The following is an 18,446-nucleotide window of genomic DNA, read 5'->3' on the forward strand; positions in this document are numbered from 1 at the left end:
TGTCATTAGTGATTAATTCGAGCGTGTAGTTCTTGAACAGAGGCGACTTTGTTTCTATCGTCTGCGGATTTTGCTCTGATAGTCGCAAACGCAGCGTTCATTGTCGTGGTATAGGTTACCTTATTCAGTAACGCTTCACGGCGAATGTACACTGAATCTGTGATTGCCTGACGACCTTCTGTTGTATTGATTAAATAGGCATACTCGCCGTTTTTAATCGCATCAACAATGTTAGGGCGTCCTTCAGACAACTTATTCACTACTGAACTCATAATGCCTGCATCGTACAGCGTCGTCGCTGTACCGCGGGTAGCTTCAACAGTAAACCCTGCGTCAACCAGCGCTCTTGCAAGCTCAATGATTTTGCCTTTATCAGTGTCACGAACAGAAATGAGTGCTTTGCCGCTTTTCGGCAGTGGCGCACCAGCACCTAAGTTCGCTTTGGCATACGCCTCTTCAAACGTATCGCCAACACCCATAACCTCACCTGTAGAGCGCATTTCTGGGCCTAATAGTGGATCAACACCTTGGAACTTCGCGAATGGCAGAACCACTTCTTTCACAGAGTAAAACGGTGGAATAATCTCTTTGGTAACCCCTTGCTCAGCTAAGCTAACGCCAGCCATGGCGCGTGCTGCCACTTTTGCTAACGGAACGCCAGTTGCCTTAGAGACAAAAGGAACCGTGCGTGCAGCACGTGGGTTAACTTCGATAAGGTAAACTTCACCGTCTTTAATCGCGAACTGGGTATTCATTAAACCGATTACGCCAAGCTCAAGGGCCATTGCACGAACCTGTTCACGCATGGTGTCTTGAATTCCTGCTGACAGTGAGTGTGGCGGCAATGAACATGCAGAGTCACCAGAGTGAACACCCGCCTGCTCGATATGCTCCATAATACCGCCGATAACCACCTCTTTACCGTCGCAGATGGCATCAATATCAACTTCAATGGCATCATCAAGGAATCGGTCTAGCAATACTGGGGCGTCGTTCGATACTTTCACCGCTTCGTTTAGATAGCGCTTTAGATCTTTGATGTCGTAAACAATTTCCATTGCACGACCACCCAGTACGTAAGAAGGCCTAACGACTAACGGGAAGCCAATTTCTTCGGCCATCGCTAGTGCTTGCTCTACATTGGTAACCGTTGAGTTAGCAGGCTGCTTTAAATTCAACTTATTAACCATCTGCTGGAAACGCTCACGGTCTTCCGCGCGGTCAATCGCATCAGGTGAGGTACCCATAATTGGTACACCCGCGGCTTCAAGGGCACGCGCAAGTTTAAGTGGCGTTTGGCCACCGTACTGAACAATGACGCCTTTTGGCTTCTCTTTTTCAACAATTTCAAGCACATCTTCAAGAGTGACTGGCTCGAAATACAAGCGGTCAGAAGTGTCATAATCGGTAGAAACCGTTTCTGGGTTACAGTTAACCATAATGGTTTCGTAACCATCTTCACGCATTGATAAGGCCGCGTGAACACAACAGTAATCAAACTCAATTCCTTGACCAATACGGTTCGGTCCGCCGCCAATAACCATAATTTTGTCACGGTCTGTTGGGTTGGCCTCACACTCTTCATCATAGGTTGAGTACATGTAGGCAGTGCTGGTAGAAAATTCAGCAGCACAGGTATCAACACGCTTATACACGGGCGCAATACCGAACTCTCTGCGCGTTTCACGCACGTCGCTTTCAGCTACTTTGGTAAGTTCTGCAAGACGAGAATCTGAGAAACCTTTACGCTTAAGTGTGCGCATAAGGTCTGTGTCTATGCCAGGCAATCCAAGTTCAGCAATCTGAGCTTCGTGTTTAATCAAGTCTTCTAGCTGCACCAAATACCAACGATCGATGTTGGTTAAATCGAACACTTCATCAACGCTCATGCCCATGCGGAACGCGTCGCCAATATACCAAATGCGCTCAGCACCGGGTTGACGCAATTCGTAAATCACTTTGTTACGTGATTCAGAATCGTCTAAATCCACCATGGAGTTCAGGCCGTTAGCGCCCACTTCCAATCCACGCAATGCTTTTTGCAATGACTCTTGCTGGTTACGTCCAATGGCCATGACTTCACCAACAGACTTCATCTGCGTAGTTAAACGGTCATTTGCACCGGCGAACTTTTCGAAGTTAAAGCGTGGAATTTTGGTCACAACGTAATCGATAGACGGTTCGAAAGACGCCGGCGTTAAACCACCAGTGATGTCATTCGCTAACTCATCAAGGGTATAACCTACCGCAAGCTTGGCAGCTACTTTAGCAATAGGGAAACCTGTCGCTTTAGACGCCAACGCAGAAGAGCGGGATACGCGAGGGTTCATTTCGATGATAACCAAGCGCCCTGTTTTAGGGTCGACACCAAACTGAACGTTTGAACCGCCAGTCTCAACACCAATTTCACGAAGTACCGCCATGGCAGCATTTCGCATAATTTGGAATTCTTTGTCAGTCAAAGTTTGTGCTGGCGCAACAGTAATCGAGTCGCCAGTGTGAACACCCATGGGGTCGAAATTCTCAATGGTACAAACAATAATGCAGTTGTCTGCTTTATCGCGAACCACTTCCATCTCATATTCTTTCCATCCTAGCAACGACTCGTCAATGAGCAGTTCGCTTGTAGGTGAAAGGTCGAGACCTCGGGTACAAATTTCGTTGAATTCGTCAATGTTGTAAGCGATACCGCCACCGGTTCCGCCCATAGTAAACGAGGGACGAATAATACATGGGAAGCCAATGCGGCTAAGCACGTCATGGGCTTCATCCATGGAGTGAGCAATTTCAGCACGTGGACACTCAAGCCCAATGTTCTTCATTGCCTTGTCGAAACGTTCGCGGTTTTCAGCTTTATCGATAGCATCAGCAGTCGCACCGATAAGCTCGCAACCAAACTCTTCAAGCACACCGTGCTTGTCTAACTCGAGTGCGCAGTTGAGTGCCGTTTGCCCCCCCATAGTAGGAAGGATGGCATCTGGACGCTCTTTCTCAATTATTTTGCGTACTACTTCCCAGTGAATTGGCTCGATGTAAGTGGCATCTGCCATCTCGGGGTCGGTCATTATCGTCGCTGGGTTAGAGTTAACCAGAATGACGCGGTAACCTTCTTCACGCAGCGCTTTACACGCTTGAGCGCCTGAATAATCAAATTCACAGGCCTGGCCGATTACAATAGGGCCAGCACCTATAATAAGAATACTTTTTATGTCGGTACGTTTTGGCATGTTGGCTAATTCCTACTGCTTGTGTTGTTCAATAAGTTCAATGAAGTGGTCGAATAATGGCGCCGCTTCGTGAGGGCCTGGGCTTGCTTCAGGGTGCCCCTGAAAACTAAACGCTGGCTTGTCGGTGCGGTGAATACCCTGCAACGACTTATCGAACAATGAAACGTGGGTGATTTCTAGGTTATCTGGCAAGCTAGATTCATCAACAGCAAAACCGTGGTTTTGGCTGGTGATCATAACCACGTTACGCTTTAGATCTTTAACCGGGTGATTCGCACCATGGTGACCAAATTTCATTTTGGCAGTAGTCGCACCGCTGGCAAGCGCTAGTAGCTGGTGTCCTAAGCAAATACCAAACACTGGAATACCCGTTTCTACAATGGTTTTGATTGCTGAAATAGCGTAATCACATGGCTCTGGGTCGCCTGGTCCGTTTGATAGGAATACCCCATCTGGACTCATAGCAAGCACGTCATCAGCAGGTGTTTGCGCTGGTACCAAAGTAATTTTGCAACCGCGGTCGGCAAGCATACGAAGGATGTTGTGTTTAACACCGTAGTCGTAAGCTACCACATGATATTTGCCTTCACTTGGAGTTACGTAGCCTTTACCAAGCTCCCAGCTTCCTTCTGTCCATGTTTTTGGTTGGGTAATACTCACTACCTTTGCCAAATCCATGCCTTTAAGACCCGGGAATGCTTTGGCTTGCTCTAACGCACTAGACTCGTCTAATTCATCAGTACAAATGATACAACCATTTTGCGCGCCTTTATCTCGAAGAATTCGAGTTAAACGACGGGTATCAATATCTGCTATACCAACAATGCCTTTCGCTTTGAGGTATTCAGATAGAGTTTGTTGTTGACGATAGTTACTAGCAACGAGCGGCAAATCGCGAATAATAAGACCTTTTGACCAGATTTTATCTGCTTCAACGTCTTCAGAATTAGTGCCGGTGTTGCCAATGTGTGGATAGGTAAGGGTAATGATTTGTTCAGCGTAAGATGGGTCGGTAAGAATTTCTTGATAGCCTGTCATGGAAGTGTTGAAAACAACTTCCCCAACGGAACAGCCAGCGGCACCAATAGCAGTACCTTTAAAAACAGAACCGTCCTCTAACACCAAAAGGGCAGAATGAGCCAAGTCAACCTCCAGATTAAGGATAACTATGTGTTTGTGCAGTTTTTTGCACAAACCCCACAAAAAACGGGAGGTAATGAAAACAATACATCCCGTTTCACGATCTTTGCAGCTAATAAATACGTGCTCTCCAGCCGATTTACTCGCTAAGAATTCGAAATTCTGGCAAATTCCGGCGAGTATACATTACTCACCGAAAATGTCTAATTTATTTGTAATAATTTATTAAAATAGCCCTTAACATCGCTTTTTTGCGCAGAACCACTGAAAGTACGGCTTAGCGTTTAAATAACGCTCGCACTGCTCATTCAACGCTCAACTCATGCCCTAGCCGTCGCTGTTCAAGTAGGCAGCGTTCAAGCCCAAACTGGGTTTGCGCGGTACTCATTATGTTGCTTTTTTAGCGTAGGCAGAAGATAAGCAACAGGCCCATAGCTATTGAAAGCTTCAAATTAAAGCTTTAAATTTAAAACGTCAGTCATGGAGTATAGTCCAGGTTTTTGACCACACAACCACTTTGCAGCATGAACCGCACCTTTAGCGAAAGTAAGTCGACTCGATGCTTTATGCGTAATTTCTAAACGCTCGCCAATATCAGCGAAAAGCGCAGTGTGCTCGCCCACAATATCACCGGCTCTGACCGTAGCAAAGCCAATGGTGCCTTGGTCTCTTTCAGGCTCTTTGCCCTCACGACCATAAACTGCGCAGGTACTTAAGTCTCTTCCAAGTTCGTCTGCAATGGCCTCACCAATTGCCATGGCTGTGCCTGATGGTGCGTCTTGTTTAAATCTATGGTGGGCTTCGGTTATTTCAATGTCTGCCGTTTCACCTAACACGCTAGCCGCTTGCTTTACTAGCGACAGCATTAAATTTACGCCAACACTGTAATTTGCAGCAAATACGATAGGGATATGCTTTGCTGCTTCGTCTAACGCTGCCAACTGCGCTTGGTTAAGCCCGGTAGTGCCTATTACCACGGGTGTTTTATTTTTAACGCACCAGGTTAAATTAGTCTCGATAATAGATGGCAATGTGAAGTCGATCATGACGTCGGCATCATCCTTTGATAATGATGAAAACCCGGAACAATTCACTGGCTTTTTACCAATGCCTGCCAACTCGCCTACATTCATACCCACCCAAGGTGAGTCATCTCTTACTGTAGCGACACTTAGGTCTGCATTTTCACTTAGGTCGAGGGCTTCAATTAACACCCTACCCATGCGCCCATTCGCGCCAAATAGTCCTACTTTCATGTTTAATCTTTTAAATAATTCTAAACTTGTTCACATTCTGCCAAATGCATTCACTAATGCAATGCGATTGTTAGATTAATTGAGGTGATATCATCGTTAACAGTACATATAGACGATCGCATAGAGCTTACATAGAAGGCTGCTTTGCAGGTCATAATGTTTATCAGCCTCGCCCACATTGTTATTTTTATCAGTTCAAACTCGAATTTTAAGCGCAGAGTCGATACGATACAGAAAAGCGTCCTCTTATCTACTTAAACATAAAAGAACACCTCTTATGAAAAAAAGGCTTATCTGGGATTTGCCCACTCGACTTTTTCACTGGCTATTGGTGCTGAGTATTTTGGCTCAATACGTGACCGCTGAGTTACTTGACGATGCCGTGCAGTGGCATTTCTATATTGGTTATTTTACGTTGGGTCTGATTATATTCAGGCTGCTTTGGGGGATATTTGGCCCAAGATACGCCAAATTTAGCCAATTCGTAAAAGGTCCTGGGGCTGTGTTCGCGTATGTAAAGACTTTCTTTGATAGGGACAGCTTGCCATCCGTTGGACACAATCCATTAGGCGGCTGGTTTGTGGTGGTTATGATAGCACTTGTGCTGGTGCAAGCAGTTTCAGGACTGTTTATGACTGACGACATATTTCTTGATGGACCTTTGCGAAGCATGGCGAAAGACGATGTCTTATCAATCATGAATACACTGCACCATTTGTCATTCGATACACTGGTGTATGTAATTATGCTGCACATTGGCGCTAGTGTATTTTACGGTTTCTACAAACGACAAAAGCTGGTGCCGCCAATGATAAGCGGTAAAAAGCCTCTGCCTGAAGATGAAGCGCAATACTACGGCGAAGCTCAGGGCATAACACACTCTCAATTAGGCAAGGCAATTATCATCGCCCTTGTCGCTGCTGCGTGTGTGTATGTTGTGGTTGAAGTATTACCACCCTCGGCCCCTGCCGCCCAGTATTATTACTAGCCTATCTTTAGTGCCAGCCCGTCATTATTATACCCTATACCTCGGCAGCTTCTACGAGCCCTTTATCACGCATTAACGTGGCAATTTCAGCAACGCTGCTCGGGTCGTCTATGGTTGAGGGAACTGACACAGGTTCGTCTACAGCTATTTGTCGCAATAATTTACGCAGGATTTTGCCTGACCTAGTTTTTGGCAGACGCTTAACAACAATGGCGCGTTTAAAACAGGCAACGGGACCAATGCTGCTTCTTACCGAAGCAACCAGTTCTTTTTCTAAGTCTGCCTCATTAATATCAACGCCGTCTTTTAACAAAACTAACCCCACAGGGAGTTGCCCTTTTAGTGCGTCGTTGACCCCGATAACGCTGCATTCAGCTATTGCAGGGTGTGCAGCAAGTACTTCTTCCATTTCCCCTGTAGAAAGTCTATGGCCAGCTACATTGATAACATCGTCGGTTCGCCCCATAATAAACACGTAACCGTCTTCATCGATATAGCCGTTGTCACCCGTGCTGTAGTAGCCCTCAAACTCTCTTAGATAACCATTGACTAGCCGAGAGTGGTCTTGCCAAATAGTAGACAAACACCCTGGAGGCAGCGGCAGTTGAATGGCAATAGAGCCTTTTTGTCCGGGTGTTGATTCACTATCAATACCATTGAGCACTTTTACGTTGAAGCCTGGAGTGGGAACACTTGAGGAACCAGGCTTAGTCTGCATTGGTTCTATTCCCATTGGGTTTGAGCAAATGGGCCATCCCGTTTCAGTTTGCCACCAATGATCCACTACCGGCTTATTGGTTTTCTCTAGCGTCCAATAATACGTAGGAGGGTCTAAACGCTCCCCGGCCATAAATATCGTTCGCAGGCTGGAAAGGTCATACTGTTTGATAAACTCGCCTTCTGGATCTTCTTTTCGAATAGCTCTAAAAGCGGTAGGTGCGCCAAATAAAATATTAATTTTATGCCGCTCTACCATACTCCAAAATGCCCCTGCATCGGGCGTGCCTACAGGTTTACCCTCATACATTACCGAGGTAGCACCTTTTATCAGTGGTCCATAAACGATATAAGAATGCCCAACTACCCAGCCTACATCGGAAGCTGCCCAAAACACATCGTTTTCATCAATACCGTAAAGTGCTCCCATAGAATAATAAAGAGCTACGGCGTGACCACCATTGTCTCGTACTACACCTTTGGGTTTGCCGGTTGTGCCAGACGTATAAAGGATGTAGAGAGGATCTGTTGCGTCTACCTTAACTGCAGGGACGGGCGAACACGTTTTTATTAAAGCATGCCAATCATAATCGAAGGTAGAATCGAGTTCGGCGTGCAGCTGTGGCCGTTGAAGAACCACGCAGCCATTGGGCTTGTGAGAGGCAAGCTCAATGGCACTGTCTACCAACGGTTTATAAGGGAGCAACTTTGTTCCCTCAATGCCGCAAGACGCAGTAACGATAAACGAGGGTGTAGCGTCATCTATACGTACCGCTAATTCATTTGCTGCAAAGCCACCAAATACCACCGAATGAATAGCACCTAAGCGAGCACAGGCAAGCATGGCGATAGTGGCTTGTGGGATCATGGGCATATAAATTATTACTCGCTCTCCCTTAGCTACCCCTAGGTCTTGAAGCGCGCCTGCAAAAGTAGCCACTTCCTGTAGCAATTCACTGTAGCTATAGGTTCGCGTGGTATTGGTAACCGGAGAGTCGTAGATAAGAGCGGCTTTGTCTCCCCTCCCCGCATTAACATGGTGATCAAGCGCAAGGTAACTGGTATTGAGCTGCCCGCCTTCGAACCACGTTTGGTAACCGTTTGCTGAGCCAGATAGTGCTGTTTCAGGCGCTTTAAACCATTCTATATCGCGAGCTTTTTCTAACCAAAAGCGTTCAGGAGAGGTTGTTGAGGCTGTATATTCTTCTTTGTAGTTCATAACCAAATCCGTTGTAGAGTTTGTAGTTACACTACTTCAGTATAGTCGTGAATGCTTATAAGACTTCAGGCTTACATAAGTTAAGCTTTTGTTTAATAATCAAAAAAAAGCCGGCAGCACCGCTACCAGCTTTTCAAAAAAACGAGTTCGCTTTTGATGAAATGACTTAGTCTTTTTTATAGTCATCGTGACATGACTTACAGCTTGCGCCAATTTTACCAATGGCATTTCTATATGCACTTTTATCGCCATCTTCAACGGCGCTCTGTAGGCCTTGAGAAGCAGTTTTTAGCGCGGCAATTTTGGTTTCAACATCTGAGAAATTTTCCCAAATAGCATCTTTTGCGCCAGTGTCTACGTTGTATTCTCGAGTATCTACCGACAAGTAGTCGCCCATCATGGTAGCAAGTTGCTCTAATCGCACAGCGTTAGTTTGCATTACAGACTCATCAAACGGTAATGCACCTTTTGCCATGCCACCTAGTGGCCCCATATTGCTTTTCACTAGTTGAAAAATTGATTGGCGATATTGTGTTGCCGCTTTTGCATGCTTTGCCGACATTGCTGGCTTTACTTCCACGGCTAAAGCGTTAGTAGAAAACGCAACACTTGAAAATGCCATGCAAGCTGTGGCTGCGATTATTGCTTTATTTATATGTTTCATGCCTGTTCCCTTTTTTAACACTATGAGATTTGCTTTCTATACACTGCGGTATCAGTGGTGATTTTTATAAGGCCTGTTGACCCCGCTGTTTCCAGCAGGCCCTATTTATCGTGACGAAGAGCCGTTCAAAGCGCAAGTGATAATTGCTAAAAATAGGGCGAAACAAACTAGGAACATGCCAAGCGCATGTTGGAAGCAAACAAAGTTTATGCGCAAAATTGAGGATTATGCAATACAAGAAATTTCAAAACGAAGAGTTAGAGAATTGTTGGCAAGTGAAAAAGGCAAGGCCCCGTAAAAGGGGCCTCTAGTGCGGCGTAATGCCGCTACCATGTTGAAATGGTGATCACACCGCTTATTAGCGTGGTGCAATGAATTCAGTGTGGTTGAAGATTAAATTCTACCGTTTAGCTCTGCCGAAATGGGTGAGTCTTGTAAACCTTGCTCAGCAATCCACGCTTGAAGTGTTTTGCCGTCTGCTTCTGGCGCCTGAAGGTCTTTGCTAGGCATTTTCTTAACCAATAACGTGCCTACTTCAACCGCGTTACTCGTTACCGCCGTGCGGATAAGACTTTGTCCGTTACATGAAACACCTGCGTAATAATCGCGAAGTTTCAAACGGTAATCTGACTGTACACTACGCATCTTTTTACGAAGCTCACCTTTGTCGTCAGCCTGTACGATAGTACAGATGTTAGCTAGTGCATCGTTGATGCCGTCTGCTCGTGCTGCGTTAGAGAAAGCAAGTGTAGATGCTGCGATGATGATAGAGGTTTTAACTATTTTCAACATGGTTAAAGTTCCTGTGGTTAATGGTTTAATGTTTTTGCAACTCACTCGTCGTTGCTTGAGTTGTATTAAACGCCACCTTCGCAAAAACAAAAACATGTTGAACAATATATAAGTATTCAAACCTATACTTTAGTTGAAGCCAAAAATTATCACCCAGCCTTAAATGTGAAATTTATCAATTAAATTCAACCACTTAATAATCAGCGCCGCAAAAAAACGGGAATTATTGAATATAGGAAAGTAAGGACAAAAGGTATGAATTGAGGAGTTGATTAGACCAAATTGACCTAGATAGACAGTGGCTACAGACAAAAAAATGCCAGTTAGCATGGCTAACTGGCATTTAATCGTTATGTTTCTGAGCTATCTTTCCGTGCTATGTTTTTGGCTATTTCATTAAGCCTTTAAACATGATGAGGTGTGTAATTTCACCAGCATTACGGCAGTAACTTAACACCTAAAAAGCTAACTAATTTAATTAGTTAGATCGTCAAAGAATTTTTTGACGCCATCAAAGAAGCCTTGTGCTTTAGGGCTATGCTTGCTTGACGCTTTACCCATCGACTCTTCAAGCTCGCGCAATAGCTCTTTCTGCTTAGATGAAAGGTTCACTGGTGTTTCTACCACAACCTTACACATTAAGTCGCCTAGCGCGCCGGTACGCACCGACTTAACGCCTTTGCTGCGTAGGCGGAACATACGACCAGTTTGAGTTTCAGGGCTTATCTTCAGCTTCACTTTACCGTCGAGAGTAGGAACTTCTAACTCTCCACCAAGGGCTGCGGTGGTAAAGCTTAGCGGTACTTCGCAGTACAAGTTGTTGCCATCACGCTCAAAAATTTCGTGGTCGCGAATATGTACTTGAACATATAAATCGCCTGCTGGCGCGCCGTTTTCGCCGGCTTCACCTTCACCTGACAAGCGAATTCGGTCACCCGTATCCACGCCTGCTGGTATTTTAACATTAAGGGTTTTTGTTTTTTCTTTGCGACCATGTCCGTGACAGCTGTTACACGGATCTTCAATAATTTTGCCTTTACCCGAACAGGTAGGACAGGTTTGTTGAACCGCGAAGAAACCTTGACGCATCTGTACTTGGCCGTTGCCGTGACACGTTGGACAAGTTTTTGGTGTAGAACCATTTTTAGCGCCAGAGCCATCGCACACTTCACATTCTGCTAATGCAGGAACACGAATATCAACGCTCTTTCCGCGAACCGCTTCTTCTAGCGATAGTTCAAGGTTGTATCGAAGGTCTGAACCTTGACGAGCGCGAGATTGACGACCGCCTCGACCGCCGCCACCAAAGATATCGCCGAACACATCACCAAAGATGTCGCCGAAATCTGCACCGCCGCCGTAGCCACCACCACCGCGGTTAGGATCAACGCCTGCGTGACCATATTGATCGTAAGCAGCACGTTTCTGTGAATCTGACAGAATCTCGTAAGCTTCTTGAATTTCCTTAAACTTTACTTCAAGTGCTTTGTCACCCTCAGTACGGTCTGGGTGATATTTCATCGCTAGCTTTTTGTACGCTTTTTTAATTTCGCGTTCGCCAGCACTTTTATCTACTCCAAGCACTTCGTAGTAGTCACGTTTCGACATATCGTTTACTTACCCTACTTATTGTCGACAAGCCATGTAAATTGCCTGTCAAATCTACATCTGACTGTTGTGAAAATCACCTGCGCTGCTCATACGCTAACGACAAGTCATTTACACAACAAAGGCGCAGCAAGAAAATCCTGATGCGCCTGAACTGCTAAACAGCCCGGCGCACCGGGCTAATCAATACAGCTTACTTTTTATCTTCGTCTTTTACTTCTTCAAACTCAGCGTCAACAACATCGTCGTCGCCTTTTGCAGAAGCTTCTGGCTCAGCGCCTTCTTGTGCACCGGCTGCTGCACCTTGTTGCGCTTGCGCAGCTTCCATCAACTTGCTAGACGCTTGGATAAGTTCCTGCGTTTTCGCTTCAATTTCAGCTTTGTCTTCGCCTTTGGTCGCAGTTTCCAGCGCGCTTAATGCTTCTTCAATTGGCGCTTTGTCTTCTGCACTTAATGCATCGCCAACTTCTTCCATTTGCTTACGAGTAGCGTGGATCATGCCGTCAGCTTGGTTGCGCGCCTGAATGAGTTCTTCGAACTTCTTATCAGCTTCTTTGTTCGCTTCAGCATCTGCTACCATTTTTTCTACTTCATCGTCACTTAGACCTGAAGACGCTTTGATAGTGATCTTCTGCTCTTTACCCGTATCTTTGTCTTTCGCTGATACGTGTAGTATACCGTCGGCATCGAGGTCGAAGGTTACTTCGATTTGCGGTACACCGCGTGACGCTGGACGAATACCTTCAAGGTTGAACTGACCAAGAGACTTGTTGCCGCTTGATTGCTTACGCTCACCCTGTAGTACGTGTACTGTTACCGCAGACTGATTGTCTTCTGCTGTAGAGAACGTTTGCGACTTCTTCGTTGGAATAGTCGTGTTCTTCTCGATTAGCGCCGTCATCACGCCGCCCATGGTTTCAATACCAAGAGACAGTGGCGTAACGTCTAGAAGCAATACGTCTTTAACATCACCAGAAAGAACACCACCTTGAATTGCCGCGCCTACAGCAACAGCTTCATCAGGGTTAACGTCTTTGCGTGGCTCTTTGCCAAAGAATTCAGTTACATACTTTTGAACCAAAGGCATACGAGTTTGACCACCAACCAAGATGATATCGTTGATTTCACCTACAGAAAGGTCTGAATCAGCAATCGCTTGCTTAAGTGGACCAAGCGAGTTTTTAACTAGCTCTTCAACAAGAGACTCTAGCTTAGAGCGAGTAAGTTTAATCGCTAAATGCTTAGGACCTGAACCATCAGCAGTGATGTAAGGCAGGTTAACCTCTGTTTGTTGTGAAGATGAAAGTTCAATTTTCGCTTTCTCACCGGCTTCTTTAAGACGCTGCATAGCAAGCGGATCTTTGCGAAGGTCGATGCCTTGATCTTTCTTAAACTCGTCAACAAGATAGTTGATAACACGGTTATCGAAATCTTCACCACCTAGGTGGGTGTCACCGTTCGTCGCGAGTACTTCAAATGTGTGCTCGCCATCTACTTCATCAATTTCGATGATAGAGATATCGAATGTACCACCACCTAAGTCGTATACGGCAACGATGTTATCGCCTTGCTTTTTGTCCATGCCGTAGGCAAGAGCAGCAGCAGTTGGCTCGTTGATAATACGCTTAACTTCAAGACCAGCAATACGACCGGCGTCTTTAGTTGCTTGGCGCTGAGAATCGTTAAAGTATGCAGGTACAGTGATAACCGCGCCTGTCACTTCTTCGCCAAGATAGTCTTCAGCGGTCTTTTTCATTTTCTTAAGTACTTCAGCAGAAATCTGAGGAGGCGCCATTTTCTCGCCTTTCGCTTCTACCCATGCGTCACCGTTATCAGCCTCTACGATTTTGTAAGGCATGATGTCGATGTCGCGCTGTACTTCTTTATCTTTAAAGCGACGACCAATTAAACGCTTGATAGCGAATACGGTATTTTCAGGGTTAGTTACTGCCTGACGCTTCGCTGATTGACCAACAAGCGTTTCGCCGTCATTTGTATATGCAATGATTGATGGCGTTGTACGATCGCCTTCCGCGTTTTCAAGTACGCGTGGTTTGTCGCCGTCTAGAACTGCGACACATGAATTTGTTGTACCTAAATCGATACCTATGATTCTACCCATTTTCGTGTCTCCGAAAAGTTTCTTAATTCTGCTAAATTAGTGGGGTTATTCCCGCTATTTTCAATAGTTGTCAGTAAAAAAACTGACTTTTTTGTGTCTTAATTCGCTGTGCGTTGTTTGTTCAACTTACGCTTGCGTATCAACACCACCACTTGGCGCGCGCGATACCATTACCATGGCAGGGCGGAGCAAGCGGCCGTTAATTTGATAACCTTTCTGCATCACCGCCATTACTGTGTTTGGCGCGTGGTCTGCACTTTCTTGCATCGACATTGCCTGATGCAAATCAGGGTTAAAGGTATCGCCCTGCGGATCAATAAGGGTTAATCCAAATTTCTCAATAGTGCTCATAAAACTTTTGTGGGTCATTTCCACACCTTCGAGCAGCGGCTTCACCGCTTCATTGTCGCTATCAGAAAGTTCGATAGCACGCTCTAGGTTGTCAACAACAGGCAGAAGCTCGCCGGCAAAACGCTCTAATGCGAATTTGCGAGCTTTCTCAACTTCACCTTCAGCGCGACGACGAGCGTTGTCGGCATCAGCTCGAGCGCGAAGTACGCCGTCTTGTTGCTCTTTAATCGTTGCTTGAGCTTCAGATAAAGCAGTCTCTAGCTCATAAATGCGCTGTGAAGCTTCATCTTGAGGGGCGTCAGTACCTTCAACTTCTTGGCCTTCAACTTCTACTTCTTCAGTAGCCTGCACAGTTTCATCAACTGCGTTTTCTTTATCTGCGTGCACGTCGCGACTGTCGCTCATGCCTACCTCCAAACATTGTATAAATTGGGCAACACCCATTTGCTAGCATTACTAAACAAAGGGAATATCTATGTTGCGCTTATTTATGGGGTTAGTTTGTAAGCGATCAAGGGTAACCACACAATTTTTGTGGTTTGAATTTAATTTTTTTTCAAAAAATATTTATCAGCGTGAATACTGCTCACTATTGTGAAAATCGTGTTAACGTAAATCAGTGATTTTTATGAGGTGGTGAATGCTTAGCATTTGGTCGGTAGGCAGTATTGTTGCCGTGTATCTTTTTATTTTGTTTGCTATTGGCTTTTGGGGCGAAAGGTACCTCAAAGACAATCGGCAGCACCCTATTTTATACAGCCTAGGTTTAGGCGTTCACTGCACGTCGTGGGCGTTTTTTGGTACCACATCACAAGCCGCAGAATACGGTTGGGCTATCGTGCCTACTTACATGGGCATTATATTAACCATGGTTTTTGCATTTCCTGTGGTACTGCACATCAGTCGGTTATGCCAGCAACACAATATCACTTCCCTCGCTGACCTGATTGGTATGAGGTACAAGCACTCCCACCTTGTCGCGGCTTTTGTTAGCGTACTGTGTTTTGTGGGGGTTATTCCGTACATCGCTTTGCAGCTCGACGCCATTACCAAAAGTATTACTCTGATTACACCCAATACCGCCGAAACCAGCCAGAGCGTTAGCATGTATGTGGCTTTGTTGATGGCTATTTTTGCCATCATCTTTGGGACGCGAACCCTGAACTTAACCGACAAGCACCCTGGGCTTTTAATGACTATTGCATTTGAGTCGGTGTTTAAGCTTGTGGCGCTGTGGTGTATTGGTATTTTCGTTTGCTATTTTATGTTCGACGGCGTGCTCGACCTTATTTCAAAAGCGTCTGTACATGAACAAGCGCGAGAGGTTATCTATGCCGACAGCGCTCCCCTTGTTTATGTTACTCACGTAATGCTTGGGGTTTGCTCCATGTTTGTACTGCCGCGTCAATTTCATATGAATTTTGTCGAGCTCAACGGCGAAGGGGAACTGCGAACCGCCCGCTGGTTTTTCCCTGTGTATTTATTGGGTATGACCATTTTTCTCATCCCTTTGGCCTTGGCTGGCAAAATGCTGCTGCCTGAAAGCGTAAGCTCAGATACCTATGTATTGGCGCTTCCCCTTTTTGCCGAAAACACGCTGCTCTCAATCATTGCGTTTTTAGGGGGATTGTCTGCAACCACCAGCATGGTGATTGTGGCCACGCTTGCCCTAGGCATTATGATTGCCAACAACTTAGTTACACCGCTTTGGATAAAAGCGAGATTAAGAACCGAGCCAAACCATACCCTTGAGACAAATAAAGTACTTGTTATTCGTCGCTTAACCGTGTTGGTAGTGCTGTCGGTGGCCCTTTGGTATCACCTCAATGTCAGTCAAGCTGCACCATTGGTGAAAAGTGGCGTGATCGCCATTGCCTTGCTGGGGCAGTGCTTTCCCATACTGATGTTTGGCCTTTATTGGAATAAAAGTACCAAGGCAGCTGCCTTGGCCGGGTTATGTGCAGGCTTTCTTTGTTGGTGCGCACTACTGTTCTACCCCAGCGTTATGTCTAGTTACTATTTTAATGCACCGCCCACCGATGCTCAGCTAGGTATCGGCTTTATTATTTCACTTATTACCAACGCCGCCGTATATGTTGTAGTTTCCCTGATAAGTTTAATCAATAAACGACGAGCAATAAGTAGAAGGGGCTTAGTTGGTCATCGAGGTAGTCATCGAGGTAAAAATGGCTCTCAAACTCACAACCTAGCTGGTAGTATTGACGACAGTGAGGATTTGGCCTTATCCACACCCTACTTAAAAATTCGCGTGGGTGACATCGTCTCTTTAACCCAAAGAGTATTAGATAAAAAGAGTCACGACACGTTAATCAACCAACTCTCCATCGACGTCTCTGACGCTCGCGCTAACGGGCTTGCCAATCACACCTTATTGCAACGAGTAGAGCAACTTCTTGCAGCGCAAGTAGGCGGACCAAGCGCTCGTATACTATTAGGCGATATTGCCGATAAAAACACAGATTCACTTCCCGAGCTTGTTGACTGGGTGGAAGAAGCCTCTCAGTCGTTTCAGTTCAATCATGAGGTGCTGCAGTCGTCTGTGCAAAACATAGAGCAAGGGATCAGTGTGCTTGACGAAAAGCTGCACTTACTTGCGTGGAATGAACGCTACGTTGAACTGTTCAGCTACCCTAGAGGCTTTTTAAAAGTCGGTATGTCAATACATGACATACTGAGCTTTAATGCCAAACGAGGGCTTTTTGGCCAGCAAGAGCGCAACAGGTACGAAACCGATACCAGCACCTCAGCGACAGCAGATTCAGCGACAACAGCGTCGGCAGCAGCAGATTCGACTGCAGCAAATTCGACTGCTGTAGATTCAACGCCTTTAGATTCAACGAGCATAGATACTGACATTAACGATGTCGCTGAGATAAATAGCCGCATTAATCAAGAAATAGAAAAGCGCGTTCAGTTTATGCTCAAAGGGAGTCGCCACAAATATATACGAAAACAACATGATGGCAGGGTTATAGAGCTTAACGGTGCTCCCCTTCCAGGAGGTGGCTATGTAACTACCTATAGCGATATTACCGAATACATCGCCATTCAAGATGAATTAAAAGAGTCAAAATCGGAACTTGAGCAGAGGGTAATGCGACGCACGAAAGAGCTTCAGCTTGCCAAGCAACAGGCTGATGCGGCAAACGAGAGTAAAACTAAATTTTTAGCCGCTGCAGGACACGATTTGATGCAGCCGTTTAACGCCGCAACCCTCTTTGCTTCTATGCTAGAGAAGAAAACGAAAAATAGTGAATTATCGGGCTTGTCTGAGGGCGTAGTGAATTCACTCAATAACGCACAAACGCTACTTTCTATGTTGCTAGATATGACAAAGTTAGACTCTGGCGTACTCAAACCGAATAAGATCACCTTCGCTCTAGATGACGTGCTTTCATCATTAGTGACGGAGTTTAGTCTTATCGCGTCGCAACGAGATATTTCATTAAAATACGTAAAAACGAACTGTCACACACACACCGATAAGCACCTTTTCAGACGAGTGATACAAAACTTACTCTCTAACGCGATACGGTACACCCAAAAAGGCAGTGTTTTAATTGGGGTAAGACAATGTACCGTCAAGGGTGCAAAAGCATTGAATGTTTGCGTTTACGATACAGGTCCGGGTATTCCACTGCATCAACAAGAAGCTATTTTTGGCGAATTCCACCAGCTGGAAAACCCCAATAGTTCACAGGGCATTGGCTTAGGATTAACTATTGTTGATGGGGTATGCAAGTTGCTCGGGCATTCTGTATCACTGAAATCTGCTTTGCACAAAGGCAGTTGCTTTGCCATTACTGTGCCTAAGCACCCTGCCAGCGCGATGCAGACAAAGCGTATACCGCAGGGAATACAGGCCGAACCCAACTCTCTACCGCTCGACAACACACAAGAGAACACACGAGAGAACACACACTCGCTGTTTTTAACAAACAAACGAATTTTACTTATTGAAAACGACGAGCAAGTAACGGTGGCGATGCAGGCGTTGCTCAGTGATTGGGGAGCTGAGGTTATTACCGCAACAGGAAAGAAAGACGCCCTTGCTGCTTTCAAGCATAAGCCTGACGTTATCATTGTCGACTACCATCTTAACTTAGGTGAAACAGGCACCAACATTTTGCAGTCAATGGACTCCTTGCCATCTGAATCAATAGCGTCATCTGGAACACGAAAGCCGCTCAAGCCTAACAAAACAGCGCTTCGAATATTGATCACCGCGAACCGCAGCCCTGAGATAAGGGATTTAGCCGCAGAGATGAACCTTGCCTATTTACCAAAACCTGTAAAACCAAGTGCCCTAAAAAGATTGTTAAAACACTCGTTTACCTAAGT

11 protein-coding genes are annotated in these 18,446 nt (G+C 45.6%); 2 read left to right on the plus strand and 9 right to left on the minus strand.

Going from position 1 to position 18,446, the window contains the following annotated elements:
• Nucleotides 1-5: 5 nt before the first annotated feature.
• The 3 genes from carB to dapB all read right to left on the minus strand — a co-directional run bounded on the left by carB (nt 6) and on the right by dapB (nt 5,623).
• Complete coding sequence (gene carB, locus GTQ48_RS05835) at nt 6-3,227, minus strand: carbamoyl-phosphate synthase large subunit (RefSeq protein WP_163105595.1); 3,222 nt, start codon at nt 3,225-3,227, stop codon at nt 6-8.
• A gap of 12 nt (nt 3,228-3,239) precedes the next feature.
• Complete coding sequence (carA, locus tag GTQ48_RS05840; RefSeq protein ID WP_163105596.1) at nt 3,240-4,370, minus strand: glutamine-hydrolyzing carbamoyl-phosphate synthase small subunit; 1,131 nt, start codon at nt 4,368-4,370, stop codon at nt 3,240-3,242.
• 449 nt (nt 4,371-4,819) lie between these two features.
• The gene (gene dapB / locus GTQ48_RS05845) at nt 4,820-5,623 is read right to left on the minus strand and encodes a 4-hydroxy-tetrahydrodipicolinate reductase (protein ID WP_163105597.1); all 804 of its coding nucleotides are present in this window, start codon (nt 5,621-5,623) and stop codon (nt 4,820-4,822) included.
• A gap of 277 nt (nt 5,624-5,900) precedes the next feature.
• Here dapB and GTQ48_RS05850 point away from each other — a divergent pair, with 277 nt between their 5' ends.
• Nucleotides 5,901-6,611 (plus strand): cytochrome b/b6 domain-containing protein, encoded by a 711-nt coding sequence (locus tag GTQ48_RS05850; protein ID WP_163105598.1) that lies wholly within the window; start codon nt 5,901-5,903, stop codon nt 6,609-6,611.
• Between the two features lie 34 nt (nt 6,612-6,645).
• Here the strand turns inward: GTQ48_RS05850 and GTQ48_RS05855 are convergent, their stop codons facing one another.
• The 6 genes from GTQ48_RS05855 to grpE form a co-directional block, all read right to left on the minus strand.
• A complete protein-coding gene (locus GTQ48_RS05855; RefSeq protein ID WP_163105599.1) occupies nt 6,646-8,547 on the minus strand; it encodes a propionyl-CoA synthetase in 1,902 nt (633 codons plus the stop codon).
• Nucleotides 8,548-8,713: 166 nt separating this feature from the next.
• Nucleotides 8,714-9,211, minus strand: coding sequence for a c-type cytochrome (locus GTQ48_RS05860; RefSeq protein ID WP_163105600.1), 498 nt, complete (start codon nt 9,209-9,211; stop codon nt 8,714-8,716).
• A 393-nt stretch (nt 9,212-9,604) separates the two neighbouring features.
• On the minus strand, nt 9,605-10,003 hold the full coding sequence (locus tag GTQ48_RS05865) for a DUF3718 domain-containing protein (protein WP_163105601.1): 399 nt from the start codon (nt 10,001-10,003) through the stop codon (nt 9,605-9,607).
• A 474-nt stretch (nt 10,004-10,477) separates the two neighbouring features.
• The gene (gene dnaJ / locus GTQ48_RS05870; RefSeq protein WP_163105602.1) at nt 10,478-11,611 is read right to left on the minus strand and encodes a molecular chaperone DnaJ; all 1,134 of its coding nucleotides are present in this window, start codon (nt 11,609-11,611) and stop codon (nt 10,478-10,480) included.
• 193 nt (nt 11,612-11,804) lie between these two features.
• Nucleotides 11,805-13,733: a molecular chaperone DnaK gene (gene dnaK, locus GTQ48_RS05875; protein WP_163105603.1), complete on the minus strand. Its 1,929-nt coding sequence runs from the start codon at nt 13,731-13,733 to the stop codon at nt 11,805-11,807.
• Nucleotides 13,734-13,859: 126 nt separating this feature from the next.
• Nucleotides 13,860-14,489: a nucleotide exchange factor GrpE gene (grpE, locus tag GTQ48_RS05880; RefSeq protein WP_163105604.1), complete on the minus strand. Its 630-nt coding sequence runs from the start codon at nt 14,487-14,489 to the stop codon at nt 13,860-13,862.
• 235 nt (nt 14,490-14,724) lie between these two features.
• On the opposite strand from grpE, the gene GTQ48_RS17635 reads away from it, so the two are divergent.
• Entirely contained in the window at nt 14,725-18,444 is a 3,720-nt protein-coding gene (locus tag GTQ48_RS17635) for a hybrid sensor histidine kinase/response regulator (RefSeq protein ID WP_239060014.1), read from the plus strand.
• The last annotated feature ends 2 nt before the right edge of the window (nt 18,445-18,446 follow it).

Origin of the sequence: Alteromonas genovensis, from assembly GCF_010500895.1 — a bacterium.
In the GTDB taxonomy this organism is placed as follows: domain Bacteria; phylum Pseudomonadota; class Gammaproteobacteria; order Enterobacterales; family Alteromonadaceae; genus Alteromonas; species Alteromonas genovensis.

What these genes read in the sequence shown, in the direction of transcription:
- GTQ48_RS05865 (WP_163105601.1), bottom strand. Translation starts at nt 10,003, where the DNA reads ATGTTGAAAATAGTTAAAACCTCTATCATCATCGCAGCATCTACACTT.
- dnaJ (WP_163105602.1), bottom strand. Translation starts at nt 11,611, where the DNA reads ATGTCGAAACGTGACTACTACGAAGTGCTTGGAGTAGATAAAAGTGCT.
- GTQ48_RS05855 (WP_163105599.1), bottom strand. Translation starts at nt 8,547, where the DNA reads ATGAACTACAAAGAAGAATATACAGCCTCAACAACCTCTCCTGAACGC.
- grpE (WP_163105604.1), bottom strand. Translation starts at nt 14,489, where the DNA reads ATGAGCGACAGTCGCGACGTGCACGCAGATAAAGAAAACGCAGTTGAT.
- dnaK (WP_163105603.1), bottom strand. Translation starts at nt 13,733, where the DNA reads ATGGGTAGAATCATAGGTATCGATTTAGGTACAACAAATTCATGTGTC.
- GTQ48_RS17635 (WP_239060014.1), top strand. Translation starts at nt 14,725, where the DNA reads ATGCTTAGCATTTGGTCGGTAGGCAGTATTGTTGCCGTGTATCTTTTT.
- GTQ48_RS05860 (WP_163105600.1), bottom strand. Translation starts at nt 9,211, where the DNA reads ATGAAACATATAAATAAAGCAATAATCGCAGCCACAGCTTGCATGGCA.
- carB (WP_163105595.1), bottom strand. Translation starts at nt 3,227, where the DNA reads ATGCCAAAACGTACCGACATAAAAAGTATTCTTATTATAGGTGCTGGC.
- GTQ48_RS05850 (WP_163105598.1), top strand. Translation starts at nt 5,901, where the DNA reads ATGAAAAAAAGGCTTATCTGGGATTTGCCCACTCGACTTTTTCACTGG.
- dapB (WP_163105597.1), bottom strand. Translation starts at nt 5,623, where the DNA reads ATGAAAGTAGGACTATTTGGCGCGAATGGGCGCATGGGTAGGGTGTTA.